This is a genomic window from uncultured Tateyamaria sp., assembly GCF_947503385.1.
Classification (GTDB): Bacteria; Pseudomonadota; Alphaproteobacteria; order Rhodobacterales; family Rhodobacteraceae; genus Tateyamaria.
The window spans coordinates 635,990-652,564 of the sequence record NZ_CANNDO010000002.1; the positions used below are offsets into that span (position 1 = coordinate 635,990).

At 62.3% G+C, this 16,575-nt stretch carries 13 protein-coding genes; 3 read left to right on the top strand and 10 right to left on the bottom strand.

The features are described 5' to 3' along the window. Window positions 1–5 precede the first annotated feature (5 nt). Genes Q1A85_RS09235 through proS form a run of 5 tightly spaced genes read right to left on the bottom strand, consistent with a single transcriptional unit; the run spans window position 6 to window position 4,872 of the window. Complete coding sequence (locus Q1A85_RS09235) at window positions 6–689, bottom strand: ABC transporter ATP-binding protein (protein WP_299687551.1); 684 nt, start codon at window positions 687–689, stop codon at window positions 6–8. Continuing rightward, the gene (locus tag Q1A85_RS09240; RefSeq protein ID WP_299687554.1) at window positions 682–1,968 is read right to left on the bottom strand and encodes an ABC transporter permease; all 1,287 of its coding nucleotides are present in this window, start codon (window positions 1,966–1,968) and stop codon (window positions 682–684) included. Before Q1A85_RS09240 ends, Q1A85_RS09235 begins: the two co-directional genes overlap by 8 nt. A 57-nt stretch (window positions 1,969–2,025) precedes the next feature. Then, entirely contained in the window at window positions 2,026–2,523 is a 498-nt protein-coding gene (locus tag Q1A85_RS09245) for a DUF2937 family protein (protein ID WP_299687557.1), read from the bottom strand. Next, on the bottom strand, window positions 2,520–3,470 hold the full coding sequence (locus Q1A85_RS09250; RefSeq protein ID WP_299687560.1) for a serine hydrolase: 951 nt from the start codon (window positions 3,468–3,470) through the stop codon (window positions 2,520–2,522). The genes Q1A85_RS09245 and Q1A85_RS09250 overlap by 4 nt, the downstream gene beginning before the upstream one ends. A 4-nt stretch (window positions 3,471–3,474) precedes the next feature. Continuing rightward, window positions 3,475–4,872, bottom strand: a complete 1,398-nt coding sequence (gene proS, locus Q1A85_RS09255; protein WP_299687563.1) for a proline--tRNA ligase — start codon at window positions 4,870–4,872, stop codon at window positions 3,475–3,477. Between the two features lie 215 nt (window positions 4,873–5,087). Here proS and Q1A85_RS09260 point away from each other — a divergent pair, with 215 nt between their 5' ends. The 3 genes from Q1A85_RS09260 to Q1A85_RS09270 are packed head-to-tail and all read left to right on the top strand — an operon-like array spanning window position 5,088 to window position 9,074. Continuing rightward, window positions 5,088–6,176, top strand: a complete 1,089-nt coding sequence (locus Q1A85_RS09260) for an AI-2E family transporter (protein ID WP_299687566.1) — start codon at window positions 5,088–5,090, stop codon at window positions 6,174–6,176. Window positions 6,177–6,180: 4 nt separating this feature from the next. Then, window positions 6,181–6,864, top strand: coding sequence for a chromosomal replication initiator DnaA (locus Q1A85_RS09265; protein ID WP_299687569.1), 684 nt, complete (start codon window positions 6,181–6,183; stop codon window positions 6,862–6,864). Window positions 6,865–6,905: 41 nt separating this feature from the next. Continuing rightward, window positions 6,906–9,074, top strand: coding sequence for an RNA degradosome polyphosphate kinase (locus tag Q1A85_RS09270; RefSeq protein ID WP_299687572.1), 2,169 nt, complete (start codon window positions 6,906–6,908; stop codon window positions 9,072–9,074). 73 nt (window positions 9,075–9,147) lie between these two features. On the opposite strand, the gene Q1A85_RS09275 is transcribed toward Q1A85_RS09270, so the two are convergent. The 5 genes from Q1A85_RS09275 to ftsZ form a co-directional block, all read right to left on the bottom strand. After that, the gene (locus tag Q1A85_RS09275) at window positions 9,148–10,827 is read right to left on the bottom strand and encodes a chloride channel protein (RefSeq protein WP_299687575.1); all 1,680 of its coding nucleotides are present in this window, start codon (window positions 10,825–10,827) and stop codon (window positions 9,148–9,150) included. Between the two features lie 108 nt (window positions 10,828–10,935). Then, the gene (recN, locus tag Q1A85_RS09280) at window positions 10,936–12,579 is read right to left on the bottom strand and encodes a DNA repair protein RecN (protein ID WP_299687578.1); all 1,644 of its coding nucleotides are present in this window, start codon (window positions 12,577–12,579) and stop codon (window positions 10,936–10,938) included. A 51-nt stretch (window positions 12,580–12,630) separates the two neighbouring features. Further along, window positions 12,631–13,464 (bottom strand): outer membrane protein assembly factor BamD, encoded by an 834-nt coding sequence (locus Q1A85_RS09285; RefSeq protein WP_299688579.1) that lies wholly within the window; start codon window positions 13,462–13,464, stop codon window positions 12,631–12,633. Window positions 13,465–13,601: 137 nt separating this feature from the next. Continuing rightward, a complete protein-coding gene (gene lpxC, locus Q1A85_RS09290) occupies window positions 13,602–14,522 on the bottom strand; it encodes a UDP-3-O-acyl-N-acetylglucosamine deacetylase (protein WP_299687581.1) in 921 nt (306 codons plus the stop codon). Between the two features lie 194 nt (window positions 14,523–14,716). Then, complete coding sequence (gene ftsZ, locus Q1A85_RS09295) at window positions 14,717–16,351, bottom strand: cell division protein FtsZ (RefSeq protein ID WP_299687584.1); 1,635 nt, start codon at window positions 16,349–16,351, stop codon at window positions 14,717–14,719. Between the last annotated feature and the right edge of the window lie 224 nt (window positions 16,352–16,575).

Genomic DNA, 16,575 nt, shown 5'->3' on the forward strand with positions numbered 1-16,575 from the left:
TGGGTTTAGGTCGGAATGACCTGCCCCTGTTCCAGCCGTACAATTCGGTCCATCCGCGCGGCAAGGTCGTGGTTGTGCGTGGCGATCAGCGCGGCGCAATTCCGGTCCCGGACAATCTCGACCAGCGTGTCAAAGACTTGTGTGGATGTGCCGGGATCAAGATTGCCCGTAGGTTCATCCGCCAACAGCAGCCGCGGAGCGTTGGCCAACGCCCGGCAAAAGGCGACGCGTTGCTGTTCGCCACCTGACAATGCGCCCGGACGGTGATCGGCCCGTTCGGCCAGCCCCACGCGCCCCAGCAGATCAGATGCACGGCGTTCCGCCTCGACCTTTGCCGTCCCTGCCGCGCGCTGCGGCAAGGTGACGTTTTCAAGCGCGGTGAACTCGGGCAGCAAATGATGAAACTGGTAGATGAACCCGATGTCGTTGCGCCGCGCACGGGTGCGGGTGTCGTCGGACGCCCCCCCCATGTCCTGACCCGCCAACCGCACAGCGCCCGCATCGGGCGTATCCAGCAGACCGGCGATATGCAGCAATGTGGATTTGCCTGCCCCCGACGGCGCGACCAACGCGACGACTTCGCCCGGTTGCAGGTGCAAATCGATCCCCCGCAACACGTCAACGGCGTTGGGCGCGCCTGCATTGTAGGTCTTGCACACGCCTTCTAGCGCCAGCACCGGATCACTCATAGCGCAACGCCTCCACCGGGTTCATGCGCGCGGCCCGGCGCGCCGGAAAGAAGGTGATGAACCAGCTCAGGGCGAGGCTGAGCGTCGCTGCCGCAAGCACATCGCCGGGCATCAGAACCGCCGACGGAAAGATAAAACCGCGCCCTTCCAGATCATCAACCCCGTTGCCCGTGATCGTGTTTACCAGCCAGTAGATGCTGTCAATATTGGCCGCGAACAGCGCGCCAAGAAGGATGCCAAACGCCGTCCCGGCAGTTCCCACCCACGCACCACACAGAAAAAACACACGCAGAACCGACCCTTGGCTGAGGCCCATCGTGCGCAGGATGCCGATGTCACGCCCCTTGTTTTTCACCAGCATGATAAGGCCCGACACGATGTTGAGCGCGGCAATCAGCACGAGAATGGCCAGCACGATAAAAATGGCGTTGTCCTGCAATTCCAGCGCGCGCAACATGCCGCCAAAGCGGTCTTTCCATGTCCAGCTATAGGCCCGTTCGCCCGCCGCCTCGCGCAATCCGCGCACCACAGGGTCAAGCGTTTCGGGGTCCCTCAGTCGCAAGTCGATCTGATCCACCGCCCCATCGCGGTTGAAAAAGCTCTGTGCCTCTGCCAGCGGCAGATATACACGGCTTTGGTCCATGAACGGCTGGCCGGTGGAAAAGATGTAGACGACTTCATAAGCTGATATGCGGGGCGTGATCCCCAATGGTGTGCGCGCGCCGTCGGGCGAAATCAGCTTGACCCGGTCGCCGACCCCCACACCCAGTTGCGCCGCCAGTTGCGATCCCAGCGCCATACCCTCATCAAACCGCTCAAGCGTGCCATCCCGGCTCTCGGCGTCTGCCACCAGCGGGTATTCCAACAGGTCTGACTGGCGAATGCCGTACACATCCGCAGGCGCGTTGCTGCCGCGAAAACTGCCCATGACCTGTGCCCGCACCAGCGGTGCGGCGTCCGCCACGCCCGGTACGGCCTCGATCCTAGGCAAGATTTCTTCGTAATTGCGTATGGTTGCGTCGGGCGGCTGTCCGTCTTCTTGGACGCGGAGATAGCGCAGTTCGATATGGGCATTTCCGCCCAGCATCGCGTCCACGAAATCCGCCCGCAATCCCGCCCGCACCGCCAGCGTCGCCACCAGCGCAAAGACGGCCAGCGTGATGCCTATCAGACTGATCCATGTCATCGCACTGACGCCCCCGGTGGCGCGTTTGGCGCGCAGATAGCGCCACGCGATCAGCCATTCAAACGGGGCAAAGGGTGCGGGCGCTTTGGCCATATCTCTTGGGCTCCTGCTCGGGCATTGGCTCACCCTTGGCGGCGCAGGCGGGCAAGGTCAAGCCCTGCGGCGTGCGCGACCAAAAGGCCAGCAGATCAGGCGCAATACGGCCCACATGGCAGCCAGCCCGGCGAAAAAACCTGCGGCGGCAAACACAACTCCCTCAAAGCTCAGCGGCAAAGCAGGCTGGTAGGCATCAAAGGCCGCGCGCGCCACCTCGCGATCCGAAAACCGTTGCGCGTGGTAGGCGCGCATGAACGGGCCTGCGCCCTGCAATGTCTGAAGATCCGCCGATAACCGTGCGTGGCGCGCAAAGGTGCGCCGCATATCTGTCTGGCGGCGCTCGATAAAATCCGTTCCAACCATCTGGTCCAGTGCGGCCTCGCGGCTCAGCCCTTCGGCCTGCGCAGACGCGTCGAAATCCGCGACCACCTCGGCCAATGCATCGACGGCACCGCCCAGCCGCTGGGTGTATTGCTGCGAAAATTCCGGGAATTGCGAGGCGACCGCCCCGCCCATCAACCCGCCCGCCAGTGCCATGGCGCGCAGGATCACGGCCGATCTCCAAAAACGACCTCTGCCAGCGCCGCGTCGAGCGCAAACATCGTGTCCCAGTCCACGCAGGCGTCATAGAGGGCCAGCACGCTCACCCGACCTTCCCATATGACTGCAAAACTGCCGACGTTCAGGCGACCCGGAAAACACAGCGCCCCGAAATGCCAAAAGTTGTAGCCGTCCCCGAACGGGCGAAAAACCATGCCAAGCCCATAATACGCGCCCCCGCCGATCTCGACATGTGGATAGGCAAACGGATCTTCCCACAGGCGGCTGCCTGGTTCGAAATGCCGGTGCAGAAAGTCGAGATAACCGGCGGCATCACTCTCGATCCCGCCCCACGGTCCGAACGCTGCGGCCCGATCACTGACGCCTACGCCCTCGCTCAGGCCAAGGCGGGGCCAACACGCGGCCTCAAAGGGCTGACCGCTCGCCGCCTCGATCATCAATGCGGCCAACGCGTAGTTTTCATTGTTATACGCATATTTACCGGGCGTTCCTGATGGATCACCTCGGCCTGTCACAATGTCCAGAACAGCCGCACCATTGTGCCCGGCGACACCCGTCGGACGGTCCAGCCACAGCCGCATCGCCGCTTGCGTTCCGTCGCGGACAAGCCCCGAACTGTGGGTGACAAGCTGCGCCAGCGTCACATCCGGTCCCCGCCCCAACCGGTCGGCAACGGTGTCGGACCAGTCGAGCGCGCCCTCCTCGACCAGCATCAAGGCACAGACGGCAGTGATGGACTTGCTGACGCTCGCCAGTTCGCCGCGTGCGCCGGTGCCGGACATCTGCCAAGTGCCATCTACCCGCACGGCGGTTCCGATGGACCCGGTTATCGCATTCTGTGCAAGCCAGCCGTCAAAAGCGCCCTGCAAGCTGTCATGCGCCCCGTCCGCCGCCAGCGGCAGCGCCGTCAGGGCCCAGATCAGCGCGGCGCGCAGCACCGGATCACAGCCAGGTGTGGAAGCTCTGGCGCGCCATTGGCTCCCAATGCTCGAACGTGTGTCCCTTGTGCGGGGCGTAAATGTCGATGAGCCGCGCAATTGCCTCCTTGGGTGGCAATTCTTCGCTCTGGCCTGTGCGCCGCGACGTCAGTTCGACCACGCCGTTCTTAAGCCCCCGCGGCCCCACGGTAATACGCCACGGCAATCCGATCAGGTCCATGGTCGCAAATTTGCCCCCGGCCCGTTCGTCCCGGTCATCATAAAGTGGCTCCAGCCCGGCAGCCTCAAGGCTCTTGTAGAGCGCCTCGCACGCCGCGTCCGCTTCGGCATCACCCTGTTTCAGGTTCACGATCCCCGCATGGAACGGTGTGACACCTTCGGGCCAGATGATCCCGTTATCGTCATGGTTGGCCTCGATGATCGCCCCGATCAGGCGGCTCACACCAATGCCATGGCTGCCCATATGCACTGGCACCTGTTTGCCATCCGGTCCTTGCACCACGGCGCCCAAGGGCTCGGAATACTTGGTGCCAAAGTAAAAGATTTGCCCAACCTCAATGCCCCGCGCCACACGCTGACGGTCCATCGGCACCTGATTGAACAGCTCCAGATCATGTGTTTCATCCGTGCGCGCGTACTTCGAGGTGAATTCTTCAAGCACACCCGCGCATTGCGCCACGTCGTCATAGTCAATCTCGCGATCGCCAAAGCTCAGGTCGGTGACCGCACTGTCATAAAACACCTCGCTCTCGCCCGTTTCAGCGAGCACAAGGAATTCGTGGGTGTAATCTCCCCCAATGGGTCCCCCGTCCGCTCGCATCGGGATGGCCTGCAGACCCATCCGTTCATAGGTCCGCAAGTAGCTCACCAGATGCCGGTTGTAGGCGTGCAGCGCGTCTTCCTTCGTCAGGTCGAACGTGTACCCGTCCTTCATAAAGAATTCGCGCCCCCGCATCACACCAAAGCGGGGCCGGATTTCGTCCCGGAATTTCCACTGGATGTGGTAAAGCGTCAGCGGCAGGTCCTTGTAAGACCCCACATGGCTCCGAAAGATATCCGTGATCAGTTCTTCATTTGTGGGACCGTACAGCATGTCACGGCCATGCCGGTCGCTGATGCGCAGCATCTCCTGCCCGTAATCGTCGTAACGCCCGCTCTCGCGCCACAGGTCCGCAGATTGCAACGTGGGCATCAGCATCGGCACGTGGCCCGCGCGCACCTGTTCCTCGTGCACGATATCCTCAAGCCGCCGCAGCACCTTGAACCCCAATGGGAGCCACGAATAGATCCCCGCGCTCGCTTGCTTGATCATCCCCGCCCGCAACATCAACCGATGGCTGACGATCTGCGCCTCGCTGGGGTTTTCCTTGAGCACAGGCAGAAAATAACGGCTCAGACGCATGACGGATCTCCGGATTAGGTGCCGCTTGCTTAGGACAAACCCCCCAGCCCCGCAACGCTTCTTCTGACCGAAAATACCATGGGGAGTTTGAGGGGTGAAACCCCTCATCAGAAAAAGTGAATCGCGGGCGCGTCAGCGCTCATTTTGGCAACGTCAGGGTTGCAGCGCGGCACAAAACCCCGCATTTCTTGGCAAACCGCAACACCGGAGCGCCCATGGCCCTGCCCGTCCGAGATCAATTGAAATACTGGGGCATCGCCACAGTGGTGGTGATGCTTTTGCTCTATGCGCTGGGTGACGTGCTGTTGCCCTTCTTTCTCGGTGCGGCCATCGCCTATTTCCTCGATCCGGTTGCGGATTGGCTGGAAGACCGCGGCCTCAGCCGGGGCATGGCCACGGGCGTGATCACCATCGGGGCAATCCTGATCTTTGTCTTGGCCGCATTGCTGATCATCCCGACGCTGGTGCAACAGGCCATTCAGCTTTTCAACGTAGCACCAGAACTTGCGGGCAATATCACGACATTCCTGACCGAGCGTTTCCCAAGCCTTGCGGACGAAACCTCGACCATCAACCAAAGCCTCAAAAGCATTGGCGAAACCGTCTCCGAACGCGGTGGGCAACTGCTCAATTCCGCGATCACCTCGGCGGCAAGTCTGCTTAACATTATCGTGCTGTTTGTCATTGTCCCGGTGGTCGCCGTCTACCTGCTGCTCGACTGGGACCGGATGATCGAACGCGTCGACGCGCTTTTGCCGCGTGACCATGCGCCGGTGATCCGGCGTCTGGCAGGCGAGGTGGATGACACCCTCGCCGCCTTTATCCGTGGCATGGGGACCGTGTGTATCATCCTCGGCGCCTATTACGCGATATCGCTGATGCTGATCGGGCTGCAATTCGGGCTGGTCGTTGGTTTTGTCGCCGGTCTGCTGACCTTTATTCCTTACGTGGGGGCCATCGTTGGGGGGGCTCTGGCCATCGGCCTTGCGCTGTTCCAGTTTTGGGGCGACTGGCTCTGGATCCTTGCCGTCGCGGCTATCTTTCAGGTGGGCCAGTTGATCGAGGGCAATGTGCTGACCCCCAAAATGGTGGGCGACAGCATCGGGCTGCATCCGGTCTGGCTGATCCTGTCACTGTCCGTTTTCGGCGCGCTCTTTGGTTTTGTCGGGATGCTGGTGGCCGTGCCCGTGGCGGCAGCCCTTGGCGTAATCGTACGCTTTGTCATTGACCGCTACAAAGACAGCCGCCTTTACAAAGGCCTGTCGCACCAAGATGTGCAAAACGCGCCAGAGGCCGAGGACTGATCCCATGGCCACACAGCTTGGCCTTGATCTTCCGGTGCGCCCCGCACTGGGGCGCGACGATTTTCTTGTCGCACCGTCCAACGCCGTGGCACTGGCGATGATGGATGATTGGCTAAACTGGGCCAAACACAAGCTGGCGCTGACCGGGCCTGCGGGCGCGGGCAAGACGCATCTGGCCCATGTCTGGGCCGATGCCGCTGGCGCGCGGATCGTTGCGGCGCGTGATCTTTGCGACGCGGATGTCGAGGCGCTGGCCAAAGCCCCTCTCGCGGTTGAGGATGTGGAGACTATCGCCGACGATATCGACGCGCAGACGGCTCTTTTTCATCTCCATAACCTCATGGCAGCTGCAGCCCTGCCGCTGCTCGTCACCGGACAGGCTGCACCACGGCACTGGGGGCTCAGCCTGCCCGATCTGCAAAGCCGCATGGACGCGGCAGGCCACGCCCGCCTTGATGCGCCCGACGACACGCTGCTGGCTGCGGTGCTAGCCAAACTCTTTGCCGATCGTCAACTGGTGCCCAAGCCGGACGTGATCCCCTATCTGCTCCGCCATATGGACCGCAGCTTTGCAGCCGCACGCGACATGGTGTCCGCCCTCGACGCCAGCAGCCTCGCGCAAAAGCGCGCCCTGACCCGCGCCTTTGCGGCCCAAGTGCTGGACAAGGCGGACAAAGGCGGCGAATAGTCGTCACTTAACCGTCACATACCCCTGCCACATGGCTGTCCATGACAAACGCCGACTTTCTCAAATCAGACTTCCCTGCGCCGCAGACATTGCCCGATCTCGACACGTCGAGCCCGGCGCGTTTCTTCAATCGCGAACTGAGCTGGCTGGGGTTCAACTGGCGGGTACTGGAAGAGGCCGAAAACCCGCGCGTGCCGCTGCTCGAACGGTTGCGGTTCCTGTCGATTTCGGCGGGCAATCTGGATGAGTTTTACACCGTACGTGTCGCGGGCCTGCGCGAACTGGCGATGGCGGGCAATACCACGCCCGCCGCCGACGGGCTCAGCCCGGCAGAACAGCTGGTCCTCATCAACGAGGATGCGCGCAATCTTCTGGCGCAGCAGCAACGCGTGCTGACCGGCCTCAAGGCCGAGATGGAGGCGCAAGGTATCTCCATCCTCAGCCCCGAAGACCTCAGCGAAAGTGACCGCGCGCATCTGGCCAAGGTGTTTTTGTCCCGCGTCTTTGCGGTCCTGTCTCCGCTGGCCATTGATCCAGCACATCCGTTCCCCTTTATCCCAAACATGGGCTATGCGCTGGCGCTGCAACTGGAACGCAAATCCGACAAGCGCAGCCTTCAGGCGCTGTTGCCCATCCCCGCCCAGATCGATCGTTTCGTTGCCCTGCCGGGCGAAGGTCACCGGTTTTTGCCGCTCGAAGAGTTGCTGGTGCTGCACATCCCTGACCTGTTTCCCGGCTACAAACTCAAGACCCATTTCGGCTTTCGCGTGCTGCGCGACAGCGATCTTGAGGTCGAAGATGAGGCAGAAGACCTCGTGCGCGAATTCGAGGTTGCCCTCAAACGGCGCCGCCGGGGCGAGGTCGTGCGCCTGACCCATTCCGCCGGCGCACCCAAGGCGCTCAAGACAGTGATCATGCGCGAGCTTGCCGTGACGGATTCCGAGGTGATCGAACTGGACGGCATGGTTGGCATCTCGGATCTCAGCGAATTGGTGCTGGATGCCCGCCCGGACCTGCTCTGGCCCAGTTTCACGCCGCGCGTCCCCGAACGCGTGACCGATTTCGAAGGCGACATGCTGGCCGCCTTTCGCCAAAAAGACATGCTGCTTCAGCACCCCTACGAGACGTTCGACATGGTGGTGCGTTTTCTTCAGCAGGCCGCGCGCGACCCGGATGTGGTCGCGATCAAGCAAACGCTTTATCGCACGTCCAAGAATTCCCCGATCGTCGAAGCGCTGTGCGAGGCGGCAGAGGACGGCAAATCCGTCACCGCCCTTGTGGAACTCAAGGCGCGCTTTGACGAGGCCGCCAACATCCGCCAATCCCGGCGGCTGGAACGGGCCGGCGCGCATGTCGTCTACGGTTTTCTTGACCTCAAAACCCATGCCAAGATCAGCACCGTCGTCCGCCGCGAGGGGGACGAACTGGTCACATATACCCACTACGGCACCGGCAACTATCATCCCGGCACGGCGCGCATCTACACCGACCTGTCGTTGTTTACCTGCGACCCCAAGCTGGGGCGCGACGCAACCAAAGTGTTCAACTTTCTGTCGGGCTACGCTCCGCCACAGGATCTCGACAATCTGGCCATTTCGCCCAAAACGCTGAAGCCCCGTCTGCTCGAGATGATCGCCGCCGAGGCAGACCATGCGCAGGCTGGCAAACCGGCCGAAATCTGGGCCAAGATGAATTCGCTGATCGACAGCGAAGTGATTGATGCGCTCTATGCCGCAAGCCAAGCCGGGGTAAAGATCAGCCTCGTGATCCGTGGCATCTGCGGCTTGCGGCCCGGGATCACGGGCCTCAGCGAAAACATCCGTGTCAAATCCATCGTCGGTCGGTTCCTCGAACATTCCCGCATCGTCTGTTTTGGCAACGGCCATGGGCTGCCCTCAAAGAAAGCGCGCGTGTTTATCTCCTCCGCCGACTGGATGGGCCGCAACCTGAACCGGCGGGTGGAAACCCTGGTCGAAATCGAAAACGCCACGGTCAAGGCTCAGATCGTCAGTCAGGTCATGGCCGCCAACCTTGCCGATGTCGCGCAAAGCTGGGTCATGGGGCCCGAGGGTAAATTTGTCCGGCCAGACGTGCCCGAGGGCACATTCGCCTTCAATTGCCACCGGTTCTTCATGGAAAACCCATCGCTGTCCGGTCGCGGTTCCGCCGGCGCGTCGGATGTGCCCAAACTCACCCACACAGAAGACTGAACAGCAGCCACAGGCGCGATCAAGGGTCGGTGGGCGGGCGCATTTGCGCAGCAAACAGTGCCGCCCGCCGGGCTCAGCTGTGCTCTTCCGCCGCTGTCGCCGCCAACGCCCGGTTATAGGCTTTAAGCGCATCGACGTGAAACAGCCCGCCCTGCAACTCGGGCGCTGCATTCTCGCCGGTCAAGGTCACCACCGGAATGAACGGCACCATCGAACGGTCAAAGATCGGCATCGCCACCTCCAACGTGGCCGCTGCATCGACATAGACCCCCTCGCCGATCAACTCCCACGCGCGCGCTTCGTCCATGCCGCGCGGATCATCGACCTCGCGCATCACCGAACTGACGCGGAACATTGCCAGCAGGTAGGCCTGCGGCCCCGCCGCCAGATGCACGCCTTTTCGCTCAATCTGGGTGAGAAAGAATGACCGGTCCACCAAGCGTGACGACAGCGCGGTCGACATCGACACCGCGACCATCACCGCAAGCCCGGTTTGCCAGTCCCCCGTCAATTCAAACACGATCAGCGTCGTCGAGATGGGTGCGCCCAGAACGGCCGCTGCCACCGCGCCCATCCCCGCCAGCGCATATAGCGTCTCGGACCCCGACACGTCGGGAAAAATACCCGTCGCCACCAGACCAAAGGCCAACCCGGTCAGCGCACCAATCATCAAAGAGGGCGAAAACACCCCGCCCCCCATACGCCCTGCCATCGTCACCGCGACAGCCGCCGTCTTGAGCACCACAAAAATGACCACCTCGTTCAGTGCCAGTTGCCCGGTCAGCGCCAGCGACGTGGTTTCATACCCGACCCCAATGATATGCGGATAGAAAATCGCCATCGCCCCCAAGAGCAGACCGGCACAGGCCGGGCGCAACCAGCGCGGCAGGCCTGTACGCCGCTGCACCGCCGTCCCGATATCATCGGTCCAGAAGATCGCGCGCATCAGCACCACAGCCACCAACCCGCACAACAGGCCCAGCAGCAGGAACGCGGGCAGTTCCTGATAAAACACCAGCGTGTTTCCAACCGGCAGCATAAATTCCGTTACATCGCCGTATTCCAGCCGGTTGATGACCGTCCCGGCCACGCTCGCAATCACAATCGGTGCAAAAGCGTGTACCGCAAAGTGGCGCAGCACCACCTCCAGCGCAAACAGGGCACCGGCAATCGGGGCGTTAAAGCTCGCCGATACGGCCGCAGCTACGGCGCACCCCAGCAAATCGCGCCCCGTGATCCCGTCCGCCTTGATCCAGCGGCACACTTTGGTTGAGATCACGGCCGCAATATGGACCACCGGACCTTCCCGGCCCGTCGAGCCGCCAGAGGACAGCGTGATGAAACTCGCCACCGCAGAGGCGACGCCCGCTTTGGTGCTGACCTGCCCGTCGCGCAATGCGGCACCTTCGATCACGTCGGCCACGCCGCGCGCAATTCCGTCCTTGGTGAACATGTGCAGGATGATCCCGGTCAGCAAACCGCCAATCACCGGAATGATCAGGATCAGATACCACGGCAGCGACGACACAAAACTGTGCAGGTACTGCACATCCTCTGTCCCGTATAGCCGCGCCTGTAACGCTTCGATCCCCTTGCGGAAAAACAGCGCGGCAAACCCCGCCGCGATGCCGACAGCAAGTGCGATAAACCAGAACTGAATCTGGCTGGGTCCGCGATGCCGCAGCAGCTTCCATCCGTCCCGGCAGGCGGTAACGGCGGTTTCAAACGGTTGCGGGATCTTAGGGTTGGCCATGAGGTGGGCCTGAAAAAAGGGCGTTGCCCCAACACCCTAGGCTGAGTCGTACCTCACATGAAAGGGATGCGCGCCGCCATGGTGTCGCATACACGTATGCCGGGAGGCCTAATTGCCCAACAGCGCGCGGGCAGCACCCCGTGCCTCATCCGTGATGGTGTCGCCAGACAACATGCGCGCGATTTCATGCACGCGGTCGGGTTCGGCCAGCGGCACAACGTTTGTGGTTGTCATTCCGTCGGATACGGATTTTTCGACACGCCAGTGATGCGCGCCCAATGCCGCAACCTGTGGCGAGTGCGTCACAACCAGCACCTGCCCCGTCTCGGCCAGCGCAGCCAGCCTGCGCCCCACGGCATCCGCTGTTGCACCGCCCACGCCCCTGTCAATCTCGTCAAAGATCATGGTGACACCGTCGCGCCCGCCCTGCAGGCAAACCTTGAGCGCCAGCAGAAACCGGCTGAGTTCCCCACCGGATGCGATCTTGGCCAGAGGACCGGCAGGTGCACCGGGGTTGGTCGCCACGGTAAAGGCAACACCATCCCGGCCCGCCGGGCCAGCATCGTCGGGCGTGATCTGCGTCTCGAACACGGCCCGTTCCATCTTGAGCGGGGCCAGTTCCGCCATCACCGCCTTGTCGAGCCGCGCCGCGGCCTTGCGGCGCTGATCGCTCAGCACGTCGGCGGCGGTATCATACGCCACCTCGGCCCGTGTCAGTGCCGTCCGCAGCGCGGCAAGGTCGGCATCACCGGCATCCAGCGCGTCCAGCTTGCCCCGCAAGCTCTGCGCCAGCGCGGCCAGATCATCCGGGGCCACATCATGTTTGCGAGCCAGTCCGCGCATCGCAAACAACCGCTCTTCGGTGTCTTCCAGATCGGACGGATTAAAGGCCAGCCGGTCCAGCGCCCCCGCAATCCCGTCACTTGCGTCCCCCAGTTCGGCCAAGGCGCGTGACAGGGCCGCCAGCGGCGCATCAAGCGCGCCGTCAGCCTGTTCCGCGACCCCTTCGAGCCAGCGCATCGCGTCTGTCACCGCCCCTTCGGCACCGTCATAGCCCACCGCGCCGTGCGCGCGCGCCACGTCTTCGCGGGTGCGTTCAGCCCCCTGCATCAGACGGCGGGCTGCATCCAATTTGGCCTCTTCCCCAGGTTGCGGGTCTATCGCCTCAAGCTCGGCCACCGCATGGCGCAGGAATTCCTCTTCGTCGCGGATAGCGGCCATGGCCACTTCTGCCCGTTCCAGCGCCTTGCGGGCGTCGCCTGCCGCACGCCATGCGGCGCGCGTGTCCGACATGTCGATCCCGGCAAAGGCATCAAGGATGGTGCGATGCCCCCGCGGGTTCAGCAGTCCGCGATCATCATGCTGCCCGTGCAGTTCAATCAGTGTCTCGGACAAGGCGCGCAACACCTCACCAGGACAGCGGCGGCCATTGACCCATGCGGTTTTGCGCCCCTCAGCGGTGTTCACCCGGCGCAACAGCAACTCATCATCAGTGGGCATTCCCGCCTCTTCGAGCACGGCCCAAGCAGGGTGTTCCGGTGCCAGATCAAACCACGCTGTCACCTCGCCCTGCGCCGCCCCCTGCCGCACCAGATCAGCGCGCCCCCGCCACCCCAGCACAAAGCCAAGCGCATCCAGCAGGATGGATTTGCCCGCGCCCGTCTCGCCGGTCAGCACGTTCAGCCCGGGCTGAAAGGACAGCTCGAGCCGATCAATGATCAGCATGTCGGATATATCAAGACCGCGCAGCATCCCGGCTCTACCCCCGTAAAGCGGGGCGCGCGTCGCCCCGTCCCGTCTGTGTCAGAGCCAACGGCCCCGGATCGTCTGACGGTAGATCTGCGCCAGCCAGCTGTTGCCGATGGCGCGCGGCCGCAGGCCCTGCCCGGTCAGCAGATTATAGCTGTCCTCGTACCAGTCGGTCGACTGGTAGTTGTGACCCAAAATGGCAGCAGCGGTCTGCGCCTCTGCATCAAGGCCCAGCGACAGATACGCCTCGACCAGACGGTGCAGCGCCTCGGGCGTGTGGGTAGTGGTCTGGAAATCCTCAACCACCACGCGGAACCGGTTGATGGCAGCCGCGTAGTGATCGCGGCGCAGGTAATAACGCCCGATTTCCATTTCCTTGCCGGCGAGATGGTCAAAGGCAAGGTCGAATTTCAGGATCGACGTTTTGGCGTATTCACTGTTGGGATAGCGTTCGATGACCTCACGCAGCGATTGCAGAGCCTGAAATGTTAGGCCCTGATCACGCCCAACCTCGTCGATCTGGTCATAATAGCTGAGGGCCAGCAAATACTGCGCATAGGCGGCGTCGTCATCATCGGGATAAAAGTCGATGAACCGCTGCGCAGATGACCGGCTGTTGGGATAGTCCTTGTCCTGATGATAGGAAAAGGCCTGCATGATCAGTGCCCGGCGCGCCCAATCGGAATAGGGATAGAGCCGTTCGATCTCACCAAAGTAGAATGCGGCGTCGGTCGGGTCGCCCTCTTCCAACTCGAACTCGCCCCGTTCAAAGATTTGCTGGGGCGAAAAACTCTCGAGCGGGATTTCCTGTCGATTGAAAAAGCCACCCGTGGTGGGCCGGTCATTGCGGTCGCCGCAGGCCGTCAGGCCCACTGTCGCAGCCAGCATTGCCGCGAGACCGATTTTCGACGCGCCAAAGATCATGCCGTGCCATCCCATTTCTGCTCACCGCCCTCAAAAACGAGGCTGTTGACTGTCTCTAGCACAAAGGTTTGGGAGGGGAAAATGACGATTTTTCGAGCCGCTTACGCCACGGCCGGGATCTCGTCCCAGACAAGGCCGTATCCCGGCAGACGTTGGGCCGTTGCGGCGTCACAGGTGATCATCCGCACGGCGTCCGGTGTGGCGAACAAAGTGCGCAAAAGCTGATTGGTCAGCGTGTGGCCCGCGCGCGTGCCAACATAGTGTCCGATGATCGGCGCACCAGCCAAGGCCAGATCGCCAAGCGCATCCAGCATCTTGTGACGGACGGGTTCGTCCGAATGGCGCAAACCGCCGGGGCTGGTGACCTGATCGCCGTCAAACACAACCGCATTCACACCCGGAGCACCGCCCAAGGCAAGGCCATTGGCCTGCATGTTCGCGACGTCATCCTTGCGGCAGAAGGTGCGGCTGTCGCTCAACTCGCGGGCAAAGCTGCCGTTGGACATGTTCAGCGATTTGTACTGACGGCCAATGGCTCTGTCGGCAAAATCGATTTCAAAATCGATGCGCAGCACTTGGCTGGGCCCGATCGACGCGGTGGCCTCGCCAGATGTGACAGACACATCCTTTAGCACTTCATAGGCCCGCACGGGGGCAGGCAAGTGGCGCAGGCCACGCTGCACGATACCGCGCACGAACGGCACGGCGGACCCGTCGAGGATCGGCACTTCGGGACCGTCAATTTCCACCAATGCATTGTGCACGCCGCAGCCCGCAAGGGCGGCCATCACATGCTCCACGGTGCTGACGGTCACGCCATTCTCGCCCACCAGCGTGGTGCACAGCGGCGACTGGCGCACGACATCCCAACGCGCCGGGATCAGCGGAGCAGTGTCGAGGTCTACGCGCTGAAACCAGATGCCATGCTCCGCCATTGCAGGCCGGATCGTGATCCGGGCGGTCTTGCCCGAATGCAAGCCGCATCCTGTAAAGGAAATCGAAGATTTGACAGTTGTCTGCACGGACCCACCCATGAGGTTTGTTAACGACCTGAGAGGTAAGGGTTGGTGCCGTGGGTCACAACTCAATCTTTGCAACGGTCTGAAACATCGGCGTAACAGAGCGGCTCAGCGTCGCTCAGCACTCTATAACTATCTGTCTTCAAACGAAAAAAGGGCCGCATAAATGCGACCCTTGTTCACAAATGTGAGCGGTATCAGTTGGCTTGACGCCGCAGGAAGGCGGGGATTTCGATCCGCTCCTGATCGGGGTCGACTGCATCTGTCGGTTGTGGCGCTGGCGCAGGTGCGGGCGCGGCCGTACGTGCGGCCTGAACCGGGGGCTGCTGGCGTGCCGCAGGCTGCGGTGCCGCGCCGGGTGTTTCGGCAGAACCGGTCATCCGGTTGATCAACGAGTTGATCCCAAAGCGGGGTTTATCCGCCGCATTTGGCTCTGCCGTGGCACCGGGGTGCTGCGGTGCTGCGCCGCCGCCGGCACGTTGGGTGGCGGCGCGCAACCGTGCCAACGCTTCAGGCGATGGGGTGCCGGGGGCTGGTGCCCGCGGTGCCACAAAATCCTCGGCAGGTGGCGTGTCGGTGTCTTGCGTCGGCTCGAACGCAGCGACCTGAGGCTGGTAAGCCGGGGGTGGCAGGTCGTCCTGTGCGGCAACCGGCGCTTCGTCGGCAAAGATGTCTTCGGCCATATCCTCGGCTGCGGCTTTTTCCACATCCATGCCTTCGAACAGCATCGGCTCTTCGGCGGCTTCGGCCACGATGGCGGGGGCCGGTTCGGGGATCGGATCTGCGGCGGGTGCCTCGGCCGAAACGGTTGTGGTCAGTGGTGCAGCCATCGACCGCCGTGGTACAGGGATGTCTGTCTGTACTTCGGTGGCGTCGATGCCGGTGGCCACAACGCTCACGCGCATCATGCCTTCCATAGCCGTGTCGAGGGTCGAGCCCACGATAATGTTGGCGTCCGGGTCCACCTCTTCGCGAATGCGGTTGGCGGCCTCGTCCAGTTCGAACAGGGTCAGGTCGTGCGCGCCAGTGATGTTGATCAGCACACCCTTGGCCCCGCGCAGGCTGATTTCGTCCAGCAGCGGGTTGGCAATCGCCTTTTCGGCGGCTTGGATGGCGCGGTCTTCGCCGTCGGCCTCGCCCGTGCCCATCATCGCCTTGCCCATCTCGTCCATCACGGCGCGCACGTCCGCAAAGTCGAGGTTGATCAGACCGGGGCGAACCATCAGGTCCGTGACCCCTTTGACGCCCTGATACAGCACGTCATCCGCCATCGAGAACGCCTCGGTAAAGGTCGTCTTTTCATTGGCAAGGCGGAACAGGTTCTGGTTCGGGATGATGATCAGCGTGTCGACCATCTTTTGCAGCGCCTCAACGCCGTCCTCGGCCTGACGCATCCGCTTGGCCCCTTCGAACTGGAAGGGTTTGGTGACAACGCCAACGGTCAGCACGCCCAGTTCACGCGCGGCTTGCGCGATGATGGGTGCAGCGCCGGTCCCTGTGCCACCGCCCATACCGGCAGTGATAAAGCACATGTGCGCGCCCGCCAGATGGTCGACGATCTGTTCAATTGATTCTTCTGCGGCGGCGGCACCGACAGTGGCACGTGCGCCCGCGCCCAAACCTTCGGTCACTTTGATGCCCAGCTGCACCCGGTTGTTCGCAGCCGACTGCTGCAGCGCCTGCGCGTCGGTGTTGGCGACCACAAATTCAACGCCATCCAGCTGTTTTTCAATCATATTATTCACGGCGTTTCCGCCGGCCCCGCCCACACCAAATACGGTGATACGGGGTTTCAACTCGTCATGCCCTGGCATCGAAAGGTTTAAGGTCATCGCAATTTCCGCCTGTCTGATATGCCGCGTGCGCGGCTGTTCTTGTGCCTAAACTGGCGCAATCCTATCGCCCTACAGGGCAAACGTCACCCGGAAATGCGTTAAAAACCACAAAATATGGGGACATATCGCCCGCGTTTGGCGGCATTTCGCTGAGGCGGCAATATGTTGCGGCATGAAGGTAATGCAGCACAAGCGGGCCGCGCCCTTTGCGCCGCGGCGAT

Coding starts and splice junctions, on each gene's coding strand:
- Q1A85_RS09285 (WP_299688579.1), bottom strand. CDS start 13,464: ATGCTGGCTGCGACAGTGGGCCTGACGGCCTGCGGCGACCGCAATGAC.
- Q1A85_RS09270 (WP_299687572.1), top strand. CDS start 6,906: ATGACAAACGCCGACTTTCTCAAATCAGACTTCCCTGCGCCGCAGACA.
- ftsZ (WP_299687584.1), bottom strand. CDS start 16,351: ATGACCTTAAACCTTTCGATGCCAGGGCATGACGAGTTGAAACCCCGT.
- Q1A85_RS09265 (WP_299687569.1), top strand. CDS start 6,181: ATGGCCACACAGCTTGGCCTTGATCTTCCGGTGCGCCCCGCACTGGGG.
- Q1A85_RS09235 (WP_299687551.1), bottom strand. CDS start 689: ATGAGTGATCCGGTGCTGGCGCTAGAAGGCGTGTGCAAGACCTACAAT.
- recN (WP_299687578.1), bottom strand. CDS start 12,579: ATGCTGCGCGGTCTTGATATATCCGACATGCTGATCATTGATCGGCTC.
- Q1A85_RS09260 (WP_299687566.1), top strand. CDS start 5,088: ATGGCCCTGCCCGTCCGAGATCAATTGAAATACTGGGGCATCGCCACA.
- Q1A85_RS09240 (WP_299687554.1), bottom strand. CDS start 1,968: ATGGCCAAAGCGCCCGCACCCTTTGCCCCGTTTGAATGGCTGATCGCG.
- Q1A85_RS09275 (WP_299687575.1), bottom strand. CDS start 10,827: ATGGCCAACCCTAAGATCCCGCAACCGTTTGAAACCGCCGTTACCGCC.
- proS (WP_299687563.1), bottom strand. CDS start 4,872: ATGCGTCTGAGCCGTTATTTTCTGCCTGTGCTCAAGGAAAACCCCAGC.